General features: G+C 69.2%; 22 protein-coding genes. 8 read left to right on the top strand and 14 right to left on the bottom strand.

Going from position 1 to position 18,763, the window contains the following annotated elements; genetic code table 11:
- Window positions 1–59: 59 nt before the first annotated feature.
- On the top strand, window positions 60–260 hold the full coding sequence (locus V5E28_RS41605) for a hypothetical protein (RefSeq protein WP_336215421.1): 201 nt from the start codon (window positions 60–62) through the stop codon (window positions 258–260).
- A 109-nt stretch (window positions 261–369) separates the two neighbouring features.
- Window positions 370–522 carry a hypothetical protein gene (locus V5E28_RS41600; RefSeq protein ID WP_336215419.1) on the top strand — a complete coding sequence of 51 codons (153 nt, stop codon included), beginning with the start codon at window positions 370–372 and terminating at the stop codon, window positions 520–522.
- Between the two features lie 17 nt (window positions 523–539).
- On the opposite strand, the gene V5E28_RS41595 is transcribed toward V5E28_RS41600, so the two are convergent.
- The 3 genes from V5E28_RS41595 to V5E28_RS41585 are packed head-to-tail and all read right to left on the bottom strand — an operon-like array spanning window position 540 to window position 2,148.
- Window positions 540–1,493, bottom strand: coding sequence for an NAD(P)-dependent alcohol dehydrogenase (locus V5E28_RS41595; RefSeq protein WP_336215417.1), 954 nt, complete (start codon window positions 1,491–1,493; stop codon window positions 540–542).
- Window positions 1,490–1,723: a helix-turn-helix transcriptional regulator gene (locus V5E28_RS41590; protein WP_433381358.1), complete on the bottom strand. Its 234-nt coding sequence runs from the start codon at window positions 1,721–1,723 to the stop codon at window positions 1,490–1,492. Before V5E28_RS41590 ends, V5E28_RS41595 begins: the two co-directional genes overlap by 4 nt.
- A complete protein-coding gene (locus V5E28_RS41585; RefSeq protein ID WP_336215415.1) occupies window positions 1,717–2,148 on the bottom strand; it encodes a hypothetical protein in 432 nt (143 codons plus the stop codon). The genes V5E28_RS41590 and V5E28_RS41585 overlap by 7 nt, the downstream gene beginning before the upstream one ends.
- Window positions 2,149–2,836: 688 nt before the next feature.
- On the opposite strand from V5E28_RS41585, the gene V5E28_RS41580 reads away from it, so the two are divergent.
- On the top strand, window positions 2,837–3,526 hold the full coding sequence (locus tag V5E28_RS41580) for a uridine kinase family protein (RefSeq protein ID WP_336215414.1): 690 nt from the start codon (window positions 2,837–2,839) through the stop codon (window positions 3,524–3,526).
- Here V5E28_RS41580 and V5E28_RS49800 read toward each other — a convergent pair.
- Together V5E28_RS49800 and V5E28_RS41575 are read right to left on the bottom strand one after the other, a co-directional pair.
- Complete coding sequence (locus V5E28_RS49800; RefSeq protein ID WP_442945950.1) at window positions 3,454–3,744, bottom strand: aminotransferase class V-fold PLP-dependent enzyme; 291 nt, start codon at window positions 3,742–3,744, stop codon at window positions 3,454–3,456. The two genes, V5E28_RS41580 and V5E28_RS49800, sit on opposite strands and share 73 nt — an antisense overlap.
- Window positions 3,745–3,804: 60 nt before the next feature.
- A complete protein-coding gene (locus tag V5E28_RS41575) occupies window positions 3,805–4,572 on the bottom strand; it encodes a TetR/AcrR family transcriptional regulator (protein WP_336215412.1) in 768 nt (255 codons plus the stop codon).
- An 87-nt stretch (window positions 4,573–4,659) separates the two neighbouring features.
- Between V5E28_RS41575 and V5E28_RS41570 the strand changes: the two genes are divergently transcribed.
- A complete protein-coding gene (locus V5E28_RS41570; RefSeq protein ID WP_336215410.1) occupies window positions 4,660–5,604 on the top strand; it encodes an ATP-binding cassette domain-containing protein in 945 nt (314 codons plus the stop codon).
- The gene (locus V5E28_RS41565) at window positions 5,601–6,419 is read left to right on the top strand and encodes an ABC transporter permease (RefSeq protein ID WP_336215408.1); all 819 of its coding nucleotides are present in this window, start codon (window positions 5,601–5,603) and stop codon (window positions 6,417–6,419) included. Before V5E28_RS41570 ends, V5E28_RS41565 begins: the two co-directional genes overlap by 4 nt.
- 611 nt (window positions 6,420–7,030) lie before the next feature.
- Here the strand turns inward: V5E28_RS41565 and V5E28_RS41560 are convergent.
- The 3 genes from V5E28_RS41560 to V5E28_RS41550 all read right to left on the bottom strand — a co-directional run bounded on the left by V5E28_RS41560 (window position 7,031) and on the right by V5E28_RS41550 (window position 8,997).
- A complete protein-coding gene (locus V5E28_RS41560) occupies window positions 7,031–8,317 on the bottom strand; it encodes an alpha/beta hydrolase family protein (protein ID WP_336215406.1) in 1,287 nt (428 codons plus the stop codon).
- A 68-nt stretch (window positions 8,318–8,385) separates the two neighbouring features.
- On the bottom strand, window positions 8,386–8,646 hold the full coding sequence (locus V5E28_RS41555) for a hypothetical protein (protein ID WP_336215404.1): 261 nt from the start codon (window positions 8,644–8,646) through the stop codon (window positions 8,386–8,388).
- Between the two features lie 123 nt (window positions 8,647–8,769).
- Window positions 8,770–8,997, bottom strand: coding sequence for a TAXI family TRAP transporter solute-binding subunit (locus tag V5E28_RS41550; protein ID WP_336215403.1), 228 nt, complete (start codon window positions 8,995–8,997; stop codon window positions 8,770–8,772).
- Between the two features lie 205 nt (window positions 8,998–9,202).
- On the opposite strand from V5E28_RS41550, the gene pafA reads away from it, so the two are divergent.
- Complete coding sequence (gene pafA / locus V5E28_RS41545; protein ID WP_336215401.1) at window positions 9,203–10,561, top strand: Pup--protein ligase; 1,359 nt, start codon at window positions 9,203–9,205, stop codon at window positions 10,559–10,561.
- Window positions 10,562–10,710: 149 nt separating this feature from the next.
- Here the strand turns inward: pafA and V5E28_RS41540 are convergent, their stop codons facing one another.
- Window positions 10,711–10,923, bottom strand: a complete 213-nt coding sequence (locus V5E28_RS41540) for a hypothetical protein (protein WP_336215400.1) — start codon at window positions 10,921–10,923, stop codon at window positions 10,711–10,713.
- A 193-nt stretch (window positions 10,924–11,116) separates the two neighbouring features.
- Here V5E28_RS41540 and V5E28_RS41535 point away from each other — a divergent pair, with 193 nt between their 5' ends.
- Window positions 11,117–11,557: a group II truncated hemoglobin gene (locus V5E28_RS41535; RefSeq protein WP_336215398.1), complete on the top strand. Its 441-nt coding sequence runs from the start codon at window positions 11,117–11,119 to the stop codon at window positions 11,555–11,557.
- Between the two features lie 11 nt (window positions 11,558–11,568).
- Here V5E28_RS41535 and V5E28_RS41530 read toward each other — a convergent pair whose 3' ends face one another.
- Together V5E28_RS41530 and V5E28_RS41525 are read right to left on the bottom strand one after the other, a co-directional pair.
- Entirely contained in the window at window positions 11,569–11,931 is a 363-nt protein-coding gene (locus V5E28_RS41530; RefSeq protein WP_336215396.1) for a hypothetical protein, read from the bottom strand.
- Window positions 11,932–11,972: 41 nt separating this feature from the next.
- A complete protein-coding gene (locus V5E28_RS41525) occupies window positions 11,973–14,222 on the bottom strand; it encodes a molybdopterin-dependent oxidoreductase (protein WP_336215394.1) in 2,250 nt (749 codons plus the stop codon).
- 78 nt (window positions 14,223–14,300) lie between these two features.
- Between V5E28_RS41525 and V5E28_RS41520 the strand changes: the two genes are divergently transcribed.
- A complete protein-coding gene (locus V5E28_RS41520) occupies window positions 14,301–14,753 on the top strand; it encodes a winged helix-turn-helix transcriptional regulator (protein ID WP_336215392.1) in 453 nt (150 codons plus the stop codon).
- Window positions 14,754–14,857: 104 nt separating this feature from the next.
- Here the strand turns inward: V5E28_RS41520 and V5E28_RS41515 are convergent, their stop codons facing one another.
- From V5E28_RS41515 to ltrA, 3 genes are all read right to left on the bottom strand, one after another.
- Complete coding sequence (locus tag V5E28_RS41515; RefSeq protein ID WP_336215391.1) at window positions 14,858–15,019, bottom strand: hypothetical protein; 162 nt, start codon at window positions 15,017–15,019, stop codon at window positions 14,858–14,860.
- Between the two features lie 428 nt (window positions 15,020–15,447).
- Entirely contained in the window at window positions 15,448–15,900 is a 453-nt protein-coding gene (locus V5E28_RS49795; protein WP_442945949.1) for a helix-turn-helix domain-containing protein, read from the bottom strand.
- Between the two features lie 312 nt (window positions 15,901–16,212).
- Complete coding sequence (gene ltrA, locus V5E28_RS41510) at window positions 16,213–17,994, bottom strand: group II intron reverse transcriptase/maturase (protein WP_336215390.1); 1,782 nt, start codon at window positions 17,992–17,994, stop codon at window positions 16,213–16,215.
- Between the last annotated feature and the right edge of the window lie 769 nt (window positions 17,995–18,763).

Raw genomic sequence — 18,763 nt, 5'->3', positions numbered from 1 at the left:
GAAACGTTGGAGTGACCCGAGCAGGCGCTTCGCCTCCCAGTGGCGTGGAGCAGCATCTGATGCCTGAACTGAAGCGCTACCAGCAGACGTCGGCGGCAGAGAACCAGAACCAGGACGGCCTGCGGCTCGTCCTGGACGAGATGGCCAGGTTGCGCGTCCGGCTCGACGAGATCGCCGAGGCAGGGCGGCGGGTGGGACACGGCGATGATCTCCATCACGCGAGGAACGGACACCGGCGCCGCCTGTACTCCAGCGGGTGAGGCCCATGCCGGCCGTCCATCCTGTAGAGCAGGCACCGGTTCGCTGACACCGAGGCTATGGGCGTGGCCTGCGGGCGGAGGCGAGGGGTACGGCCCCAGGAACACGGAGATGACGGTCGTCGAGAAGGCGCTGCTGGCCCAGTCGTACATGTACCAACCGGTGCGTTCCCGGCGCCCTCGCGACCGACTATCGGCCTTCACCTCGGGGCTGTCGACCGTCATCGGACGCACCTCTCTGCCAAGACTCGCCGCAGGCTATTGATCCCGGCGCCCCCGGGGTCAATCAACCGTGATGACGAGCTTTCCGGGCGCGTTGCCCGCCGCCAGGTCACCCACCGCGGTGGAGGCCTCCGCCAGGGAGTACGTGCGCCCGACGGCCGGTCGCACGGCCCCGGCCTCGATGAGGTCGCGTAGCGCGTCCAGGTCGGCGGTGCGGGTCAGCGCGATCACCGGGTCCAGGCGCTGGCGCGTGAACGGGGTGATCAGCCGGGCGGCCAGCAGCCGGCCGAGCCCGCCGAACCACCGACCGCCGCCCTCGCCGCCGACGATGACGAGCCGGCCGCGCTCGGTGAGCAGCCCGCGCAGGAGGGCCAGCGGCCGGATGCCCGCGATGTCGATGATCAGGTCGTACGTCCCGGTGAGCGGCTCGCGCGTGTAGTCGATGACGGCCTGGGCGCCCAGCGACCGGACGAGGTCGGCCTTGGCTGTGCTGCACACGGCGGTGACGTGGGCGCCGCCGGCGACCGCGAGTTGCGTCGCGAAGCTGCCCACTCCGCCGCCGGCGCCGATGACCAGCGCCTTCTCGCCGGCGGTGACCTGGCCGACGGCCCGCAACGCGGTCACCCCTGACGTGGGTACGGCCGCCGCTTCGGTGAAGCTCAGGTTGGCGGGCTTGCGGGCGAGCTTGCCCGGGCGGGCGAGCGCGAACTGCGCGTACGCGCCGGTCGCCGCGCCGTACACCTCGTCGCCGGGGTGAAACGCGGTCACGTTGGCGCCGACGGACTCCACGACGCCGGCCACGTCCATGCCCGGCACGCGGTTGCGGGGCCGGCGCAGGCCGAAGCCGAGGCGGCCGATGAGCGGCAGCCCGGTCATGACGTGCCACACGCCGTAGTCGACGCCGGCCGCGTGCACCCGGATCAGCACATCGTCGGCGCCGGGCGTCGGGGTCGGGACCTCACCGAGGCTCAGCGCGTGCGGTGGGCCGTACTCGTCCTGGACGATCGCCCTCATGAGGGGTCTCCTTCGGTGTCGGGGTACTGGAAGACGTCGTCGAGTCCGACCCGGAACACCCGGGCGATGCGGAACGCCATCTCCAGCGAGGGGGAGTAGCGACCCTGTTCGATCGCGATGATGGTCTGGCGGGTGACGCCGACCCGGTCGGCCAGCTCGGCCTGGGTCATCTCGTCGTGCGCGAACCGCAGGGCCCGGATCGCGTTGGTGACCTGCGTCGGCTTCACCACGTCTGGAAGCCGCCCTTGCGGTACGCCATGATCTTGGCAACCGAGCTGAGCACCGAGGACAGCACGAACGCCAGGTAGACGGCGTTGGCGATCCAGAAGTGGCGCAGCTCGGCGATGGCCATGACCAGTGCGGCGAGCGCGCCGATGACGACGAGCGACTGCCCGATGCGCTCACTGACCTGGTTGATCTCACGGTCGCGCTCGTCAGCGCGGTCGGCGCCGTGGCCGCCCGCGATGGCCATCGCGATGTGGGCCACGATCGCGGCGACGATGGCGCCACCGATGGTCCACAGCAGAGTTCCCGCGTAGGAGATGTCGGCGAGCGGGCCGTCGCCGGCCCGGCCCAGGACGGTCGCCACGTAGAGCGTGTACGCGCCGACGGAAACCAAGATCATCACCCAGGCGCGCTTCTCCTCGAAGGCCATGCCCGCTCCTCATGTAAAACAAAGCTGACATCAACCAATGTAAAGCGCCGCGGACACCGTGTCAAAGTTTATTTACACGCACGGTCGGCGACGCCATGGCGCCCGGCGCGGTGTTGCTGCAAAACGTCCACGGTCGGCCGGACGGCGCAGGTCGCACCGGCCCGCCCACATCGGAAGAGCCGCAGGATCTGGGCTACTCCGGTTCGCGCCGCTGGGCGGCACCCTCGCCGCCGCCCAGCGGCAGACGCTTGGCCACGTCCAGCCGTACCTCGCCGTAGGACTGGACGTGCTGCCAGAACAGCGGGGGTCAGCCCAAGCTGCCGGGACCCCGGCCGAAGTCCTGGCCCAAGACACCAGCAGTGACGACCATCGGGCAGAGCTGCTAATCGGTCTTGACGAGTCGTCCATTGCAACGCCTGCGGACTCGTGCCTGACAGCCGCCAGCGGGTGAGCACTCATGGCTACTGGACCTCGAGTCCTGCCCCAAGATCGTGCCCTCGCCGGTCGGCCGGGAGAGTTGATCGCTGCTGGGATGTCGTGGGAGGGTGAGGGTCAGCGGCCTTTGTCGGCCTGGGCACTTCGGGCAAAGCGGTTGACCGCCGAGAACGATCACGGTGTGGTGAAGGTGAGCAGGGACCTTCGCCCTGGCCGGAGCCGTCACCGTCGTTCTCGCTGGCGTCTTCCCTCATTGGACCGCATGGAGCCTACCTTTTACCCCGGCGAGTCGGCAGCCGGCCCCTGGCAGGCGACGGCGATCGGCGACGTGATGCGGATGCTGGTCGACGCCGCGGGTGACCCGCTGGGCCGGCCGCGGATCGTGGCGATCGACGGTCCCGGTGGTGCCGGCAAGACCACCATCGCGGCGACGCTGGCCGGCGGCATGCCGCGCGCTGCCGTGGTACACACCGACGACGTAGCGTGGCACCACTCCTTCTTCGGCTGGAGCGACGTGCTCGTCGAGGGTGTCCTCGATCCGCTGCACCGCGGCGAGGCGGTGGCCTACCGACCGGACGCCTGGGCGCAACGAGGCCGCGCCGGAGCCATCGACGTGCCCGCCGGCCGGCACATGGTCATCGTGGAAGGCACCGGCGCCGCCCGCCGTGAACTGATGCACCTGGTCGACGCCGTCGTCTGGGTACAGGCAGACCTCGCCGAAGCCAAGCGCCGCTGCATGACCCGTGAAGGCGACGCTCAGGCCGCACGTGACTTCTGGGACGAATGGATGCAGCAGGAGATCCCCTTCATGGCCGATCACCGGCCGTGGGAGCGGGCGAACCTCGTTGTCGCCGGAACGCCGACAGTCCGCTACGACCCCACCCGCCAACTGTTGACTGCGTTTCCTCCGCCGCGCAGCCCGCGCTCCTGGCTGTTGCCGTAGAGGACCGGCTCCAAGGCCACGCCGTCGCGAACGTACAGCGCGGCGATGCCCCGGGACGCGTACATCTTGTGCCCGACCACGGTGAGCAGGTCCACGCCCAGCGCCTCGACGTCCACGGCGACTTGCCGACGGCCTGGGCGGCATCGCAGTGTCGACCACGCCGTCGCCGCCGACCGGCACCGTCCTGCCCACCCCGCGCTCGTTCGGCAACCGGCCATGCCGTGCCAACCCGTACGTCAAAGACGCGCCGTCGGGGAGCACGACGTCGCCGGCCAGTGCTAATCGTCGCGGTCTTTCCGCCTCTTTCGGTGCGGCGCCGGAGGCTCGGCCGCCTGCGGGAGGGCCGCGGCGATGCAGTCGAGGACGCGCTCCAGCCCGTGCCGGAACTGCTCGTCGCGGCTCTGGTGCGGCCGGCGCGCCTGCACCACGATCTTGGTGAAGATCGGGTACTCCCCGCTCTTCATCAGCTGCTCGACGCGCGGGGCGCTCCGCGCCATCCACTCCGGCTCGCTGAGCCCGCTGCGGCGGACCTCCTCGGCCCAGCCGATCTCCTCGCGGACGGCGCTCTCGACGTAGCCGGTCAGCAGGGCCATGAGGCCGAAGTTCTCGTCGATGGAGACGTGGGCGTCGAGGGCGCCCATCACCCGTTCGATCACGAGCAGCTGGTTGGGGCCGTAGCTGGGCAGTGCCCGGTGCACGGTGGCGATCCACGGGTGCCGCAGCCACATCGCCCGCACCCCGTCGGCGTAGCGCGTCAGGTCCGCGCGCCAGTCGCCGGAGGGCATGCCCTCGAGGTCGATCTCGCCCTGCAGCCGGTCGGTGATGAGCTCGATGAGGTCGTCGCGGCTGGGGACGTAGCGGTAGAGGGACATCGCGCCCGCGCCGATCTCGGCGGCGATCCGCCGCATGGTGGCGGCCTCCAGCCCTTCGGCGTCGGCGATGCGGATCGCCGCGTCGGTGATCTGCGCACGACTGTAGGCCGGTTTCGGCCCATAGGCCGGGCGCTCGGGCCGCATCCAGATGTTCACGTACTCGGCGTCGGTCACCGTTCCACCCCTCCTGGTTGCGTACATAGTACCCAGTCGCCTAGTCTGGCCGCCATGACCGCGTACAACGTACCCAGTGGAGGGAACATGGCGGATCCGATCATGGTCGCCGAGGGGCTGCACAAGTCCTTCGGCGACACCCACGCGCTTCGCGGCCTGGACCTGAGCGTCCCGCGAGGGACGGTCTGCGGCGTGCTGGGCCCGAACGGTGCGGGCAAGACCACCGCGGTGCGCATCCTGGCAACCCTGTCCGATCCCGACGCCGGCCACGCCCGCATCGCCGGATACGACGTCGTCCGCGACGCCGGCCAGGTGCGCGCCAGGATCGGGCTCGCGGGCCAGTACGCCGCCGTGGACGACAAGCTCACCGGCCGCGGCAACCTGCGCATGTTCGGGCGCCTCTACCACCTGTCCCGGCGCGAGGCGCACCGGCGGGCCGACGAGCTGCTCGAACGCTTCGGCCTGATGGACGCCGCCGATCGCCAGGTCGCCGGCTACTCCGGCGGCATGCGACGCCGCCTCGACCTGATCACCAGCCTCATCCTGCGCCCCGAGGTGCTCTTCCTGGACGAGCCCACCACCGGCCTGGACCCGCGCAGCCGAGGCGAGATCTGGAACAGCGTCCGCGAGCTGGTCGCGGACGGCACCACGGTGCTGCTCACCACGCAGTACCTGGACGAGGCCGATCAGCTGGCCGACGACATCACCGTCATCGACCAGGGCAAGGTGATCGCCACGGGTACTCCCGACGAGCTGAAGGCCACGATCGGGGACCGCCTCGACGTCGTCCTCGAGGACCCCGCCGCGCTGCCTCCGGCGGCGACCGTGCTGAACGCCCTGGCCGGAGCCGAGCCGGCGACGACGGGCGCCGACCGGCTCAGCGTCGCCCTGCCCGGCGGCGGTCTCCGGCTCGCCGACATCGTCCGTGCCCTCGACCGCGCCGGGGTCGCCGCGGCCGACGTGCGGCTGCGCCGCCCCACCCTCGACGAGGTGTTCCTGCGTCTCACCGACCGGAAGGAATCCGTCCGATGACCACCCTCAGCCCGCCTCTCACCCGCCACCTGCGCTGGACGTTCACCGACGGGCTGACCCTGGTCGGCCGCGAGCTGGGACGGCTGCGACACGATCCCGGCGAACTCATCGCCGCGCTGATCTTCCCGGCCGTCATGGTCGTGCTGTTCGGGTACGTCTTCGGCAGCGCGATCCAGGTGCCCGGCGGCGACTACCGCGAGTACCTCATGCCCGGGCTGTTCTCGATGGTGACCTTCTCGGCGTGGTTGGGGGTCATGACGCGGACGGCCACCGACGCCTCCCGCGGCGTGATGGACCGGTTCCGCTCCATGCCGATGGCGCGCCTGGCGGTGCCGTTCGGGCAGACCGGCGCGGACCTGCTGACCGGCCTGCTGATGCTGGCCATCATGGTGGGCGCCGGCCTGCTGGTGGGCTGGCAGCCGCACCTCGGCCTGATCCCCACGGCCCAGGCGTTCCTGCTGATGATCGTGCTGCGGTACGCGCTGAGCTGGGTGGGCGTCTATGTGGGCCTGGCGGTGAAGAACGAGCAGGTCGCCGACGCGATGGTGCCGCTGGGCCTGCCGTTCACGATGCTGTCGAACGCGTTCGTCCCGACCGGCGGCATGCCGGGCTGGCTGCGCTTCCTGGCCGACTGGAACCCGGTGAGCGCGCTCACCGCCGCCTCACGGGAGCTGTTCGGCAACCCGGGCGCCCCGTCCGGAAACCTGGCCTGGCCACTCGCGCACCCGGTGGCCGCCGTCCTGCTCTGGTCGGCCGCACTGCTGGCGGTGTTCGTCCCGCTGTCGCTGCGTGCCTACACGCGCAGGGGACGGTGAAGGCCCGGGCAGGCGGGCCCGACCACCGGCCGCACTGATCAGCGATCACGTAGCCCTTCGTACGAGATGAGAGGAATGAACGCGACAGAGTCCGTACACACCGTCAACGTGCTGCCGACGACCGGATACGACCTGGCCAGGTCGGTCCTGGCCGACTCACGGTTCAGCTCGCGCAACGAGCTCATACTCCGCCCGTACGTGGACAAAGGCGGCATCGCGTCTCGCGACCATCGGCCGAGACGGTCACGCACGCATCGTCGACCACCTCGACAACGACCGACCTCAGCGCCCACGTCGGCTCGCTCCTCCTCAAGCGGATGGCCCGGACGATGGACCCTGAGGTGCTCCTCGGACAGGGCCAGCGCGTCGACCAGCTTCAAGAGGTCATCGTGACCGTTCCTCGCTCGCTCGCCGGGAGGGGCCGGGTGAGGAGATCGACCTGGAGCAGCGTCTGGCGCGGATGACCCATTGCGGGCGACCGCCGTACGGCGGTCGCCTTGCAGGCGCGACTGCGGGCGGAGCGGCGCATCGGCTGCGCCGCCGGGTCGCCCACCATGCCGCGGCGAAAGCGCCCTTCACCCGATCACGTGCGGGGAAAGTCCCTTTCAGCCTTAGTCGATGAAGTCGATGTTCGGGTGCCGCGGGGATTCGCCGTCGAACAGGTGCCGGTCCCGTCCGCGAAGGTGCAGATCGAAGAACGCGCCGATGTAGTCCCGTTGCGCGGCCAGCGAACGACGGGGATCGATGGTGCCGATGACCGCCTCACGCTTCTCCGGCGCCACGCGCGCGCCGAGTTGCGGCACGATGACCTGGAGATCGCTGTAGGCGCTGTGCGTGCTGCCACCGCGCAGGAGCAGATCCCGCTTCCAGCCTCGCTGGTTGGCCCAGAAGTCCGCCCAGCTGCGGTCGAATCCGGGATTCCGGTGCGTGTGCTCGAGCGGTTTCCCGTTCTCGTCGACGCCCTCGGTGCCCATCAGGAGGAACGGCCTGTCCAGGCCGCGTTTCGTGACTTCGCCCGGCACGTAAGGACTTCCCGGGGGATAGCCGACCGCGGTCGCCATCGCGCCGTCCAGGTTGATCCCGGCGTCGAGACGACGGTCGTGGACCATCGTCTCGCCCGCGGTGAACCCGCCGTAGGAGTGCCCGTAGGCGCCGACCCGGGACAGGTCGAGTGACCGGCCGAGCCCGCGGGGGAGCGGCCGCTTGCCCGCGTCGGGGTTCTCGCCCCGGGTGATCTTCGTGAGCTGGTCGAGGACGAACCGGCTGTCGGCGACCCGGGCGTCGAGCGCCTTCTTCTCGAATTCGGGGCTTTCACCCCCGGGCACCGCGAGTTCGAGCCGCCCGCCAGGAAACTCGACCGCCGCGCTCTCGTAGGTGTGCGAGAGCGAGACGACCACGTAGCCGCGGCTCGCCAGATCGTCGACGATCGCCGTGTACGTCTCCCGCGGGCCACCGAAGCCGGGGGAGAAGAGCGCGACCGGCTTCGGCGCGCCGTGCGCCATGGGGACGCCGGTCTCGGCCCTTCGCTTCGCCGATGCCCAGTCGATGGAGCCGACCGGGAGAGCGAGGTAGTCCTCTCCTGCCAGCACCTGGTCGACGACGGCGCTCATGCCGGGCGTGAACCACGGTGCCCGCTGGCCCCCGGCTAACCGGTCCGCCGGGTAGGTGACGGTGACCATGAGTTCCCGGCGCCGTTCCGGTTTCCACGGATCGGGACGGGACGGGTCGACGAGGTGGAGGTCGGTGGTGCCGACGTCGTACTGGCCGGTGAGGGCCGGCGCGGTGAGCTTGGCCTGCTCCGCCGCCACGGCGGGAGCGGTCGCGGTGAGCCCGCCCGCGAGCGCGAGGCCCGCGATCAGCGCCGAACCCCGCACCACCCTGGTGTGTCTCGATAACACTGCTGGAGTCCTTCCGGATCGGGGCGGCCCAGCGGACGCTTGCTTCCGACCCTGGCAGCGCCCCGGCACTACGCGCATCCCCCTTCGGATGGAGCCGTGCTCCTACCTGTGAAGGGCACGGTAGGTCGGCGCGGCCCGGGGTGCAGCGCCACCTTGCCCGTGCCGATCAGTGTCCGGACGTCGAGGAACTGCGTCCCCACCGCGGGCGCCGGCACGAGGTCGGCGGCGTGGCCGACCAGCACGCGCGCCGCGGCGGCCGCGACGTCGTCGGGCAGGGAAAGGCGCCGCCAGCAGGAGGGTGGCAACGCCGATCGTGCGCAGTTCGCCAACTCCCTGATATGCCTGCGCCGGGACGTGGACCTGGTCGTACACCGGGCCGTAGCCCGCCCGCAGCGCCGGCAGGTGGGCGTCGAGCGGGAGGAGGGTGATCGCGGTGGTGCGGTTCAGGTCCGTCAGCGCCGGCGTGGAGTCCCGCCCGACCAGAGCAGCGCGTCGACCTCGTGCGCCACCAGCGCGTTGATCGCTTCCCCGAGCAGGAGGTTCCTGGCGGCCACGGGAACCGCGGCCCGGGCGAACAGCCGGGTGCTGAACACCGTGACGCCGGACCCGTTCGCGCCCATCGCGACCGGACGTCCGGCCAGATCGGCCAGCGACCGCACGCCGCCGTCCGCGCGCACCACCAGCGGAACGACATCACCGAGCGTTTGGCCAGTTCATAGCAACTACGAGCAAGATCGGTCTCACGATAATGGCTGTTCCGCTGTTCCGCTGTTCCGGACGCCGGATCCGACGGCCGGCGTTCGTACCCTTCGACGCCGACACCAGGTCCTCACCGACCAGCTGGACGACCTGGGCGAGACCGTGACGGGGGAGTAGCGTGAGGCAATGGATCGTCGCATCTTCGGCCTGGAGAACGAGTACGGCGTGACCTGCACGTTCAGGGGACAGCGCAGGCTGTCCCCTGACGAGGTGGCCCGGTACCTGTTCCGGCGGGTCGTGTCCTGGGGCCGGTCGAGCAATGTGTTCCTGCCCAACGGCGCCCGTCTGTACCTGGACGTCGGCAGCCATCCCGAGTACGCCACGCCCGAGTGCGACAGCGTGATCGAGCTGGTCACGCATGACAAGGCGGGGGAGCGCATCCTGGAGGGCCTGCTCGTCGACGCCGAGAAGCGGCTGCGCGAGGAGGGCATCGCGGGTGATATCTACCTGTTCAAGAACAACACCGACTCGGCCGGCAACTCCTACGGCTGTCACGAGAACTACTGTGTGGGCCGGCACGGCGAGTTCGGGCGGCTGGCCGACGTGCTGATCCCGTTCCTGGTGACGCGGCAGATCATCTGCGGGGCGGGCAAGGTGCTGCAGACCCCGCGCGGCGCGGTCTACTGCGTCTCGCAACGCGCCGAGCACATCTGGGAGGGCGTGTCGTCGGCCACCACCCGGTCCCGGCCGATCATCAACACCCGGGACGAGCCGCACGGTGACGCCGAGCGGTTTCGCCGGCTGCACGTGATCGTCGGCGACTCCAACATGAGCGAGACCACGATGCTGCTCAAGGTCGGCGCCACCGACCTGGTGCTGCGCATGATCGAGGCGGGCACGGTGATGCGCGACATGTCGCTGGAGAACCCGATCCGGGCGATCCGCGAGGTCTCCCACGACATGACCGGGCGGCGGCGGGTGCGCCTGGCCAACGGGCGCGAGGCCTCCGCCCTGGAGATCCAGCAGGAGTACCTGTCGAAGGCCAGGGACTTCGTCGAGCGCCGCGGCGGCGACGCGATCGCGCACCGGGTGCTGGAGCTGTGGGAGCGCACGCTGCGCGCGGTCGACACCGGCGACCTCGACCTGGTGTCGCGGGAGATCGACTGGGTGACGAAATACCAGCTCATCGAGCGCTACCGGAAGAAGTACGACCTGCCGCTGTCGTCGCCCAGGGTGGCGCAGCTCGACCTCGCCTACCACGACGTGCACCGCAAGCGGGGCCTGTTCTACCTGCTGCAGCGCCGCGGCGCGGTGGAGCGGGTGGCCTCCGACATCAAGATCTTCGAGGCCAAGTCGGTGCCGCCGCAGACCACCCGGGCGCGGCTGCGCGGCGAATTCATCCGCAAGGCGCAGGAGAAGCGGCGCGACTTCACCGTCGACTGGGTGCACCTCAAGCTGAACGACCAGGCCCAGCGCACCGTCCTGTGCAAGGACCCGTTCCGCAGCGTCGACGAGCGGGTGGACAAGCTTATCGCCGGCATGTGACCGAGCGGCCGGTTGGCATCGCGTCAATGGCCAGGCCACTCTGGGTCTGTACGGGCACCAGATTGCGCGCGGGCCCACGGGGGCGGTCACGCCTTCACCTGGCTCGTCGATCACCTCGATCGGGCCGTCACTTCCCTGCTCGTCGGCCGCTACACCGCCGCGGTCGGCGGCGAACCATCGCCCACGCTGAGCCCGGTGCGGATCGCGTCGATGCGCAGGCCGCCTCTTGCGCCTGGTGGGGCTCTGTCTGCCTCGGCCAGCAGCCAGGTGGTCGATGCCCACATGGCGGTGACGACGGCGGCGACGCCGATGACGACGGTCCACCACGAGATCGGCTGCAAGGGACGTCGTGGCGCTGTCATCAGATGCTCCCGATGCTCAAACTCGCGCCCAGATCCAGCCGTACCTCGCCATACGGGCGGACGTGGAGCCGGAACAGCGGGGTCAGCGGATGTGGCCATGACGCGGCTGTGAACCCGGACCGGGCCCTGGACGTCTCACACACGAGTCGTCCACCGATTTGGTCCTGCCCCATAGCTATGTAATCATGTAAGCATGGAGAGATCCTTATACGAGCACGCGGGCGGCGAAGAGGGACTGCGCAGGTTCATCGAGATCTTCTACCGCGGTCTCCTAGCCGACCCGCTGCTTCAGCCGCTGTTCGGCGAGGGCAAGGCGGGTCACGTCGACAACCTGACCGCCTTCACGGCCGAGACCTTCGGCGGCCCCGACACCTTCTCCGCGAGGATGGGCGGCTTCCCGCTGCTCATCGACGCCCATCGGGGCCTGCGGATCGAAGAGGAGCAGGGCAGGCGATTCGTCGAGCTGTACATGACGGCCGCCGACCAGGCCGGACTGCCCGATGACGAGCCGTTCAGGGCGGCGCTGCGCTCCCACGTGGAGTTCGGCACGCAGGTGGCCGTGCAGAACTCCCACGCGGAGACCGACGACGAGCTGCACCCGCTGCGGGAGGTGCCCCGCTGGGGCTGGACGTAGGCCCGGCTAGACTAGGAGGATCGGGAAGCTACCCCCTGGTCGGTACAGAATCCTGTTTGCTTTGACTTCAAGCACAGCAGGCCCAGGAGAGCACCATCGGGATCCACGACGGCGAGGCGGCGCCGGCCGCAGGAGACCATGGCCGCGTGCACCCGGGCGAGACTCTCATCCGGCCCGATCGTGCGTCCGCTCAATCGCGCGAACCGCAGCGCGGGCGCGCCGCGGGGAGCCTCGATGAGGTCGCGCCGCTCAAGCGTTCCGCGCAGCGTCGCCCCTTCGACCAGCAACAGTAGATGGACGTGCTCGTTTTCCAACGCGACCGATGCGTCGGCGACGGTCGTCTGGACCGGATGTAGCTTGGCGGTGCGTATCATCGCCTCCCGGACGGTGCGCGGGTGCCTCTCTTCGAGTGACCTCATCGAGGTTCGGTGAGCGCCGCGAGCCGTGCGGCCACGTGCTTGTGCCAGGGCGTTCCCGCGTAGGTGTCGCGGTCTTGGCTTGAGGTGAGCTCGTTGAGCGCGATCCCGGTGACGACCCGGCCGGCTTCGGGGTCCAGATGGTCGACCCCGAAGCCGTTGGGCAGCGAGATGTGCCCGGGGCGCATCCGGTCGGTGAGTTCCACGACGACCTCGACGCTGCCGCGCCGGGTGGTCAGTATCGCCCGGTCGCCGGTGGCCAATCCCAGGCGTTCGGCGTCAGAGGTCGCGATGCGCAACGCCCCGTCGATGTCGCGTTTGCGCCAGTCCGGGTCTCGGATGATCGTGTTGGCGGTGAAGGCGCGCCGTTCGCCGGCCGACAGCACGAACGGCCATTCCCGGTCGTCGGCAGGTTCGGGCCGGTCGGCGAGCTCGGCCACCTCGGCGAGGAGCTCGGGGATGTGAAGCTGAATGCGCCGGCCCTTCAGGCGCCGCCAGGTCTCCTCTTGGGCGTCGTCGGTGGTGACCAGGCCGTGCGGGCTGGAGATGATGGCGTCGAAGAGCCGCTCACCGGCTTCCATGCCTTCGCCGTAGCCTGCCTGCTTCACTCCGGCGGGGTTTTCCTGGACGAAGCCGTGCGCCGCGCCCCACAGCACCGCCGCGGCGGCGGCGCCGTCGGGCAGCGTCGGCCCGAGCGTGCGGTAGAGCAGGACCGGAGCCAGCCGGGCGAGCTGCGGTTGCGCGCCGAGGGTGTTCAAGAACGCCTCGGCGAACGCCGCACGCCCCTGGGTGGCTGCTTGCCGTAGTGGCTCGACGACCTCTGCGGTCAGCGCGCCTGAGGCCTCCACCAGCCGCGCGTGGATCTCCGGCTCGGGCAGCGGCCCGTCCGGCGGGTCCACGACCGGCCGGCGCAGATGGAAGATGTTGCGCGGGAAGTCGAAGGTGAAGAACGTCGCCTCCCACTTTTCGAACTGGGTCGGCGCGGGGAGCACGTAGTCGGCGAGCCGTGCGGTCTCGGTCATCGCGACGTCGATGACGACCAACAGGTCCAAGGCCTCCAATGCGGAACGCATGGCCACCGAGTCGGCCAGGGAGTGTGCCGGGTTCGCGCTCTCCACCAGCATCGCCCGGTAGCGGGCCGGATGGTCTGTGAGGATCTCCTCGGCGATCACGTTGCAGGGCACCAGCCCGCTGATGATCTTCGCTCCGGCGACCGGGCTGACCGGCCCCTCGCCGACCTTGTGCCCGCGATCCCGGGCGATCGACGCCAGGTTGGAGAAGGCGTACTGTGCGCCCTGCTTGCCGAGGTTGCCGGTCAGGAGCCACAGCAGCCGCTGGAGGTAGGAGACCACGGTGGAGTCGCGGTTCATCTGCACGCCCAGGTCCTCGGTGACCGCCACCGAGGACGCCGAGGCGATCCTGCGCGAGGCCGCCCGGACCAGGTCCTCCTCGACACCGGCCGTCGCGCAGTAGCGGCTCACCGACACACCCGACAGCGTTTTTCGAACCTCGGCCAGCCCGTCGGCGTGCTCCGCGAGCCAGTCCTCGTCGATCAGCTTCTCCTGGACGAGGACGGCGGCCATCGCGGTCAACAGGTAGACGTCGGTGCCGGGCCGTACCTGCAGGTGGAAGTCGGCCAGCTCGGCGGTCTCGGTCCGGACCGGGTCGATGACGATCATCGACCGTGCCGGGTCCTTGCCGATCTCCTTGAGCACCGTGCGGGCCCGGGGAAATCCATGGGACTGGTAGGGGTTCTTGCCGACGAACACCGCGACCTCGCAGTGCTCGAAGTCGGAGCGGGTCGGCGCGCCGAGCATGCGGGCGCTCACCCAGAACTCGCCGGTCTTCTCCTGGGCCAGGGCGCTGGAGCGGTATTTGGCGCCGAAGGCCTTCATCGTCGCCGCGGCATAGGCCCCGCCCAGGTGGTTGCCCTGTCCGCCGCCCCCGTAGTAGAAGATCGACTCTCCGGGCAGCGCGCCGAGCCGGGTGGCCACCTCGCCGATGGCGCTCTCCCAGGAGATCTCCTCGAAGGTGCCGTCGGGCCGCCTGCGCAAGGGGCGCGTCAGCCGTTCGGTACGCCCGTTCTGGTAGCGGTCGAGCCGCAGCGCCTTGTTGCAGGTGTAGCCCTGGGAGGCCGGATGCAGCTTGTCGCCGCGGATCTTGTCGAACGATCCGGACGGGCCGACCAAGATCTCGACACCGCAGTTGCATTCGCACAGGATGCAGGCGCTCGGCCGCCACTCGTCCATGGTCAGTCCTTTCGACACCGACTGAGTTCCCTTTTAGAACTTATTCAGTTCCGGAAAAGAACTCAATAGACTGCCGGCATGCGCTGGAAGGACATCGGGGATGTCGACTGCTCGATCGCCCGCACCCTGTCGGTGATCGGTGACCGCTGGACCCTGCTCGTGTTGCGCGACGCCTTCCTGGGCGTGCGGCGTTTCGAGGACTTTCAGAACGACCTCGGGCTCTCCCGGCATCTGCTGGCCGACCGGCTTGGCATCCTGGTCGAGCATGAGATCCTCGATCGGCGCCCCTACAGCGAGCGGCCGCCCAGGTATGAGTACAGGCTGACCGCCAAGGGCCTCGACCTCTATCCGGTGATCATCTCGATCGCCGGCTGGGGCGACCGCTGGATGGCGGGCGAGGACGGCCCGCCGCTCACCCTGCGCCACCAAAGCTGCGGCGAGATCATCGCCCCGGCCCTGACCTGCCCCTGCTGCGGCGAACGGATTGATCCCCGGCAGATGACCCCGCTCAGCCGGGGAGCCTCCCCCTGATGACCTCCTCACCCTCACCGTGGCCGGGCCCGCCAAGGTGACGCTCCCCGGCCAGGCACGCGGGCACCAACGACGTCCTGCGCGCGTGAGTGCGGGGGAGGAGGTCAGACGGCCGCGGTCCGGGTGTCGCGCAGCGCGGTGACGGCGGGGGCGAACATGGTGGTCTTGATGGCGGCGAGGGTGCCGCGGTCCTTGCCGGCCAGCGGGCGGATGCGGGCGTCGGCGGCGGCGACGAGTCCGTCGAGCCTGCACCGGGGGCCGCACACCACACCGTTTCCCCCTGGAGGTGCTCGAGCCGGGTCTTGTCCAGGCCGATATAGCGGGCGCGGCGGATCTCGGTGACCGCGACGGCTTGGCTGATCGTCCCTTCGATCCCCGATCTGGGCGCGTGCCCGGCCTTTCACTCGGCCGTCGTCTGCGCGGCTCGCCCCAGGTCAAGCGCCTCTTGTACAGGTTGGGGGTTGAGGCAAAGCTGACGGCCAGCGGTGGCGGTGTGGGAGTACCGCTGGCCACATAGCGATGGCCGACGCTGCCGCGGTCAGAACCGCGCTGCGGATGTCTCGTCCGCCCACACATCGGTTCGGTCGGGGATGCCGTCGCGCAAGAGGCCCTCGGCGGCAAACGCGCAGCGAAGGACGGCGGAATGCGGGACGAGGGCAACGTCAACGTCCAGGGGGCTGCTTGGCTGCGCCACTCAAAGGACCTCGTCCGAGAGATTCTCCTGCGTTGACGCAAGAGAATCGGCGATGAGGACACTCAAGGCCTCACGTCCATCCCGGCAGGCATGCTCGGCGTGACCAAGCGCGTCGTGCGCGCGGGCGAGACCGTCGCGCGTCCGCGTGCGCCCGCCCCTCTCCGGCGCCGGCGCAGAATGGCCGGTCCAGTCGTGCCCGGTGACCCGGGCCGTACCACGGGCAATGGCCGCCATCCTCGCCCGGTCCGCGCGGTCCAGGCCCAGTGCCTCGGCCAAAAGCCGTAACGACGTGCTGCGGGCGCGCGGTAGTCCATCTCCCTCCAACCGTCGGACGGTTCGGACACTGAGCCCGGAACGCTCGGCCACGTCCTCCTGAGTGAGTAATGCGCGCTCCCGCCAGCGCCGCAGCAGCGCCCCCAACGCCCGCTGGTCCGTGTCTGTCCCTCCTGGCATGTCGTTTCCCGCCCCTCGTCCCTGGTCGGCTCGGCTCTGCAGTGGCACCCCGAAGGCCGCGGGCCTCCTGCAAACACTCTCCTCAACCGACCCGGCGCGCGCATCCGCTGCCTGGCCACCCTCGGGGTACTCCACTCGATGTAGTCCGGGGTCGATACGCCGGTCACGCAGCTCCGACGGCCGTCATCCAGGGGTTCTCAAGTGAACTGGCTGGTCAGCCGGGTGAAGGTCTGTCAGGGTCGGGTAGCCGGAGCGCATTGCTGCGCCCCGGCCCCCTCAGAACCGTGCTTGCTGCTCGTCGCAGCACACGGCTCAAGCAAGCCCCGCGGACGCTCGGGAGGGCTTGGCCGTCCTCATGCGTTCCCGGGACATGAGACTCCGGTGGCATGAGGTGTGCACAAGGTGTGATCGGACGTCACCCTTTGGGCCGCGGCTTCCGTGGTAGACGAGGTGATCTTGTGAGATCGCCTTTCGTGCTACCTGAAGCCACCATCTCTCCCATTCATCCGGTCCTTGCGGGGGTTGTTCGGGAGATAAGAGGTGTTCTCCGCAGAGCACGCAGCGCGCGTCTTGCCGGTCGAGCACCCTGATGGTGTAGGCGTCGAGCGGGGGTTTCACCCGTCGGCGCCGCGCAGTCCAGTAGTCGTCCAGGGTGGGGTCGTCTGGGGACGCCCGCCCTCTGACCATGGTGTGTCGTTCGATCTTTGCCCAAGAGAATTTCAGCAGGTAGGCACCCGTTTCCGGGTTGCCGAACACCCAGCGGTCGTTGCGGAACTTGTTGAACTTTCCGTAGTGCCGATCAACGATCCAGCGGGGTGGCCTGTTGCGGTGGGTTCGAAGCGCCCACCGGTAGGTGAGCGTCCACAGGTAGTGGTCCAAGGACTTGAACACCTTGGCCGAGACCACCGTCCGGTAGTAGGCGGCCCAACCCCTGATGATGGGGTTGAGCCGAGCGATCACCCTCGTCGAGTTGGCCCCGCGCAGAGAGCGTAGTTCCTTGGCGAGCCGTTCCCGGATCCTCTTGATGGCAGCCTTGCTCGGTTTGATCAGTAGCTTGCCGCCCGCGTAGCGGCGGACGTTCATCCCCAGAAAATCGAACCCTTCCGAGGCGTGGACGATGCGCGTCTTGTCCTCATTGAAGGCCAGTCCCCGGGGCTTCAGCCATGCGGCGAGCCGTGCCTTGACCTGTTCGGCCTGCTGCTTCGAGAAGCAGCAGGCGACCAGGTCGTCGGCATATCTGATCACTGCCGGGCTGGCCTGTCCGAGTCGCGTCGTCTCTTTCGAGTAGCGGACTCCTGCGGCTTCCTCTAGCCCGTGAAGTGCGACGTTCAGCAAGAGCGGCGAGATTACGCCGCCCTGGGGTGTGCCCTCCGGTGTCGGAGCGAACCCCTTGCCCTTCTCGAACACTCCCGCCTTCAGCCACTCACGGATCAGCCCTCGAGCGGGGAACGACCCAATCATGGACAACAGGTAATCGTGGTCGATCCGGTCGAACGCTGCAGCCAGGTCCGCGTCGAGGATCCAGAGCCGTCTCGTAGTCCTGAGACACAGCGTCTGGAAGATCGCCCCAATCGCGTCATGGCAGCCCCGACCGGGCCGGAACCCGTAGGAGCGCGGTTCGAACCGCGCCTCCCACTCGGGTTCCAGCGCGTTGCGTACCCGCGCCTGGTGGCATCGATCTGCCAGCACGGGAATGCCCAGCGGCCGGAGCTTGGTTCTGTCACGGGCCTTCGGTATGTGCACGCGCTTGACTGCACGGGGCCGCCAGGTTCCGATCGAGGCGTGCACTTGCACGGCCAGCTCGGCCCTGGTGGGCGAGGTCAGCGCGACCTGCCCGTCGATCCCTGGCGTCTTGCGCCCGGCGTTCTGCTGCGCGACCTGCCGCACGCTCACGAGCGTGTTGGCGCGGCTGCGCAGCATCAGCTTCTGCAGGTTCCTGACCTTGGGCCAATCCTGCTCCTGAGTCGCCTTGAAGATCCTGCGGCGCAGCTGCTGTACCTGCTTGTCCTGGCTCGGCCAATGGATGGCATCCCATCCATTTCCGTCCAGGGACAAGGGCAGGTCCTCGGGTCCGTTCACCGCGACGGCATCCAACTTGTCCCTCGGTTCCGGCGACCTTGTCGCTTCGTCGTCAAAGGCTCACCTGCCCACGTCAGCACCCCTTTCGGGGCCGGGCGAGCAAGGCCCGGTATCCGGCCGGTTATACGGGGCGGCCCGAGGTAGAGGCCTTGCGCTCCGCTTTCCCGCTGCCTTTCGGCCGCCGGCGTTCGCTTCTTGGGCATCCTGTGCCCGCCAGGGAATTCAGCTCTCCTCACGGTCGGCCTACCCCACCTGGATGGGGACCCTGTCGGGGTTGCCATGTTCCGCACTCATGAGATGCGGCCGGGTCGGACGCCCTCTGCCCCGGGGACGGCGGTGTCCTCACGTCAGCCATATGCAGCCTCCGCCGCCTGCCGATTCTCGCGGCCAGTCCCTGTTAGCCCCGAACTTGAAAGCCGTCTCGGGGAGCTTTGCCTCACGAGGCTTTGAAACAAGGGTTTGCTTTCGCTCGTCCTTTCGGCCTTCCCCTCGCCTGTGGCCCCCGGACGGATCGGGTGCTCTTGGGCTTTTCCTCTGAGCTCCGCACCCCGCAGTTACCCGCGACGCACGTCAGAGTGGGGACGGATCTTGGACACTGGTCCGAGCTATGATCACGGCTTCATGCCGGACCTCCTGTCATAGCTGCTCATCGAGTGCGGCCTCATGTCGCACCACGTCAGGCAAGTAGGCTGGCCGTGGCAGCTGCGCCGGTTCACGTACTGCTGGATGCGTATGTATTTGCTTATGTCCATGAGCTGCAGCGGGACCGAGCCCGCAGGGCCCC

This window comes from Nonomuraea sp. LPB2021202275-12-8, assembly GCF_037044575.1.
In the GTDB taxonomy this organism is placed as follows: Bacteria; Actinomycetota; Actinomycetes; order Streptosporangiales; family Streptosporangiaceae; genus Nonomuraea.
Note: the sequence above shows the minus strand (reverse complement) of the source record. Positions and strands in the feature narration are given on the sequence as shown.

What these genes read in the sequence shown, in the direction of transcription:
- V5E28_RS49800 (WP_442945950.1), bottom strand. Translation starts at nt 3,744, where the DNA reads ATGGCCGGTTGCCGAACGAGCGCGGGGTGGGCAGGACGGTGCCGGTCG.
- V5E28_RS49795 (WP_442945949.1), bottom strand. Translation starts at nt 15,900, where the DNA reads ATGCCAGGAGGGACAGACACGGACCAGCGGGCGTTGGGGGCGCTGCTG.
- V5E28_RS41565 (WP_336215408.1), top strand. Translation starts at nt 5,601, where the DNA reads ATGACCACCCTCAGCCCGCCTCTCACCCGCCACCTGCGCTGGACGTTC.
- V5E28_RS41595 (WP_336215417.1), bottom strand. Translation starts at nt 1,493, where the DNA reads ATGAGGGCGATCGTCCAGGACGAGTACGGCCCACCGCACGCGCTGAGC.
- V5E28_RS41585 (WP_336215415.1), bottom strand. Translation starts at nt 2,148, where the DNA reads ATGGCCTTCGAGGAGAAGCGCGCCTGGGTGATGATCTTGGTTTCCGTC.
- V5E28_RS41540 (WP_336215400.1), bottom strand. Translation starts at nt 10,923, where the DNA reads ATGACAGCGCCACGACGTCCCTTGCAGCCGATCTCGTGGTGGACCGTC.
- V5E28_RS41535 (WP_336215398.1), top strand. Translation starts at nt 11,117, where the DNA reads ATGGAGAGATCCTTATACGAGCACGCGGGCGGCGAAGAGGGACTGCGC.
- V5E28_RS41530 (WP_336215396.1), bottom strand. Translation starts at nt 11,931, where the DNA reads ATGATACGCACCGCCAAGCTACATCCGGTCCAGACGACCGTCGCCGAC.
- V5E28_RS41570 (WP_336215410.1), top strand. Translation starts at nt 4,660, where the DNA reads ATGGCGGATCCGATCATGGTCGCCGAGGGGCTGCACAAGTCCTTCGGC.
- pafA (WP_336215401.1), top strand. Translation starts at nt 9,203, where the DNA reads ATGGATCGTCGCATCTTCGGCCTGGAGAACGAGTACGGCGTGACCTGC.
- V5E28_RS41525 (WP_336215394.1), bottom strand. Translation starts at nt 14,222, where the DNA reads ATGGACGAGTGGCGGCCGAGCGCCTGCATCCTGTGCGAATGCAACTGC.
- V5E28_RS41520 (WP_336215392.1), top strand. Translation starts at nt 14,301, where the DNA reads ATGCGCTGGAAGGACATCGGGGATGTCGACTGCTCGATCGCCCGCACC.
- V5E28_RS41600 (WP_336215419.1), top strand. Translation starts at nt 370, where the DNA reads ATGACGGTCGTCGAGAAGGCGCTGCTGGCCCAGTCGTACATGTACCAA.
- V5E28_RS41605 (WP_336215421.1), top strand. Translation starts at nt 60, where the DNA reads ATGCCTGAACTGAAGCGCTACCAGCAGACGTCGGCGGCAGAGAACCAG.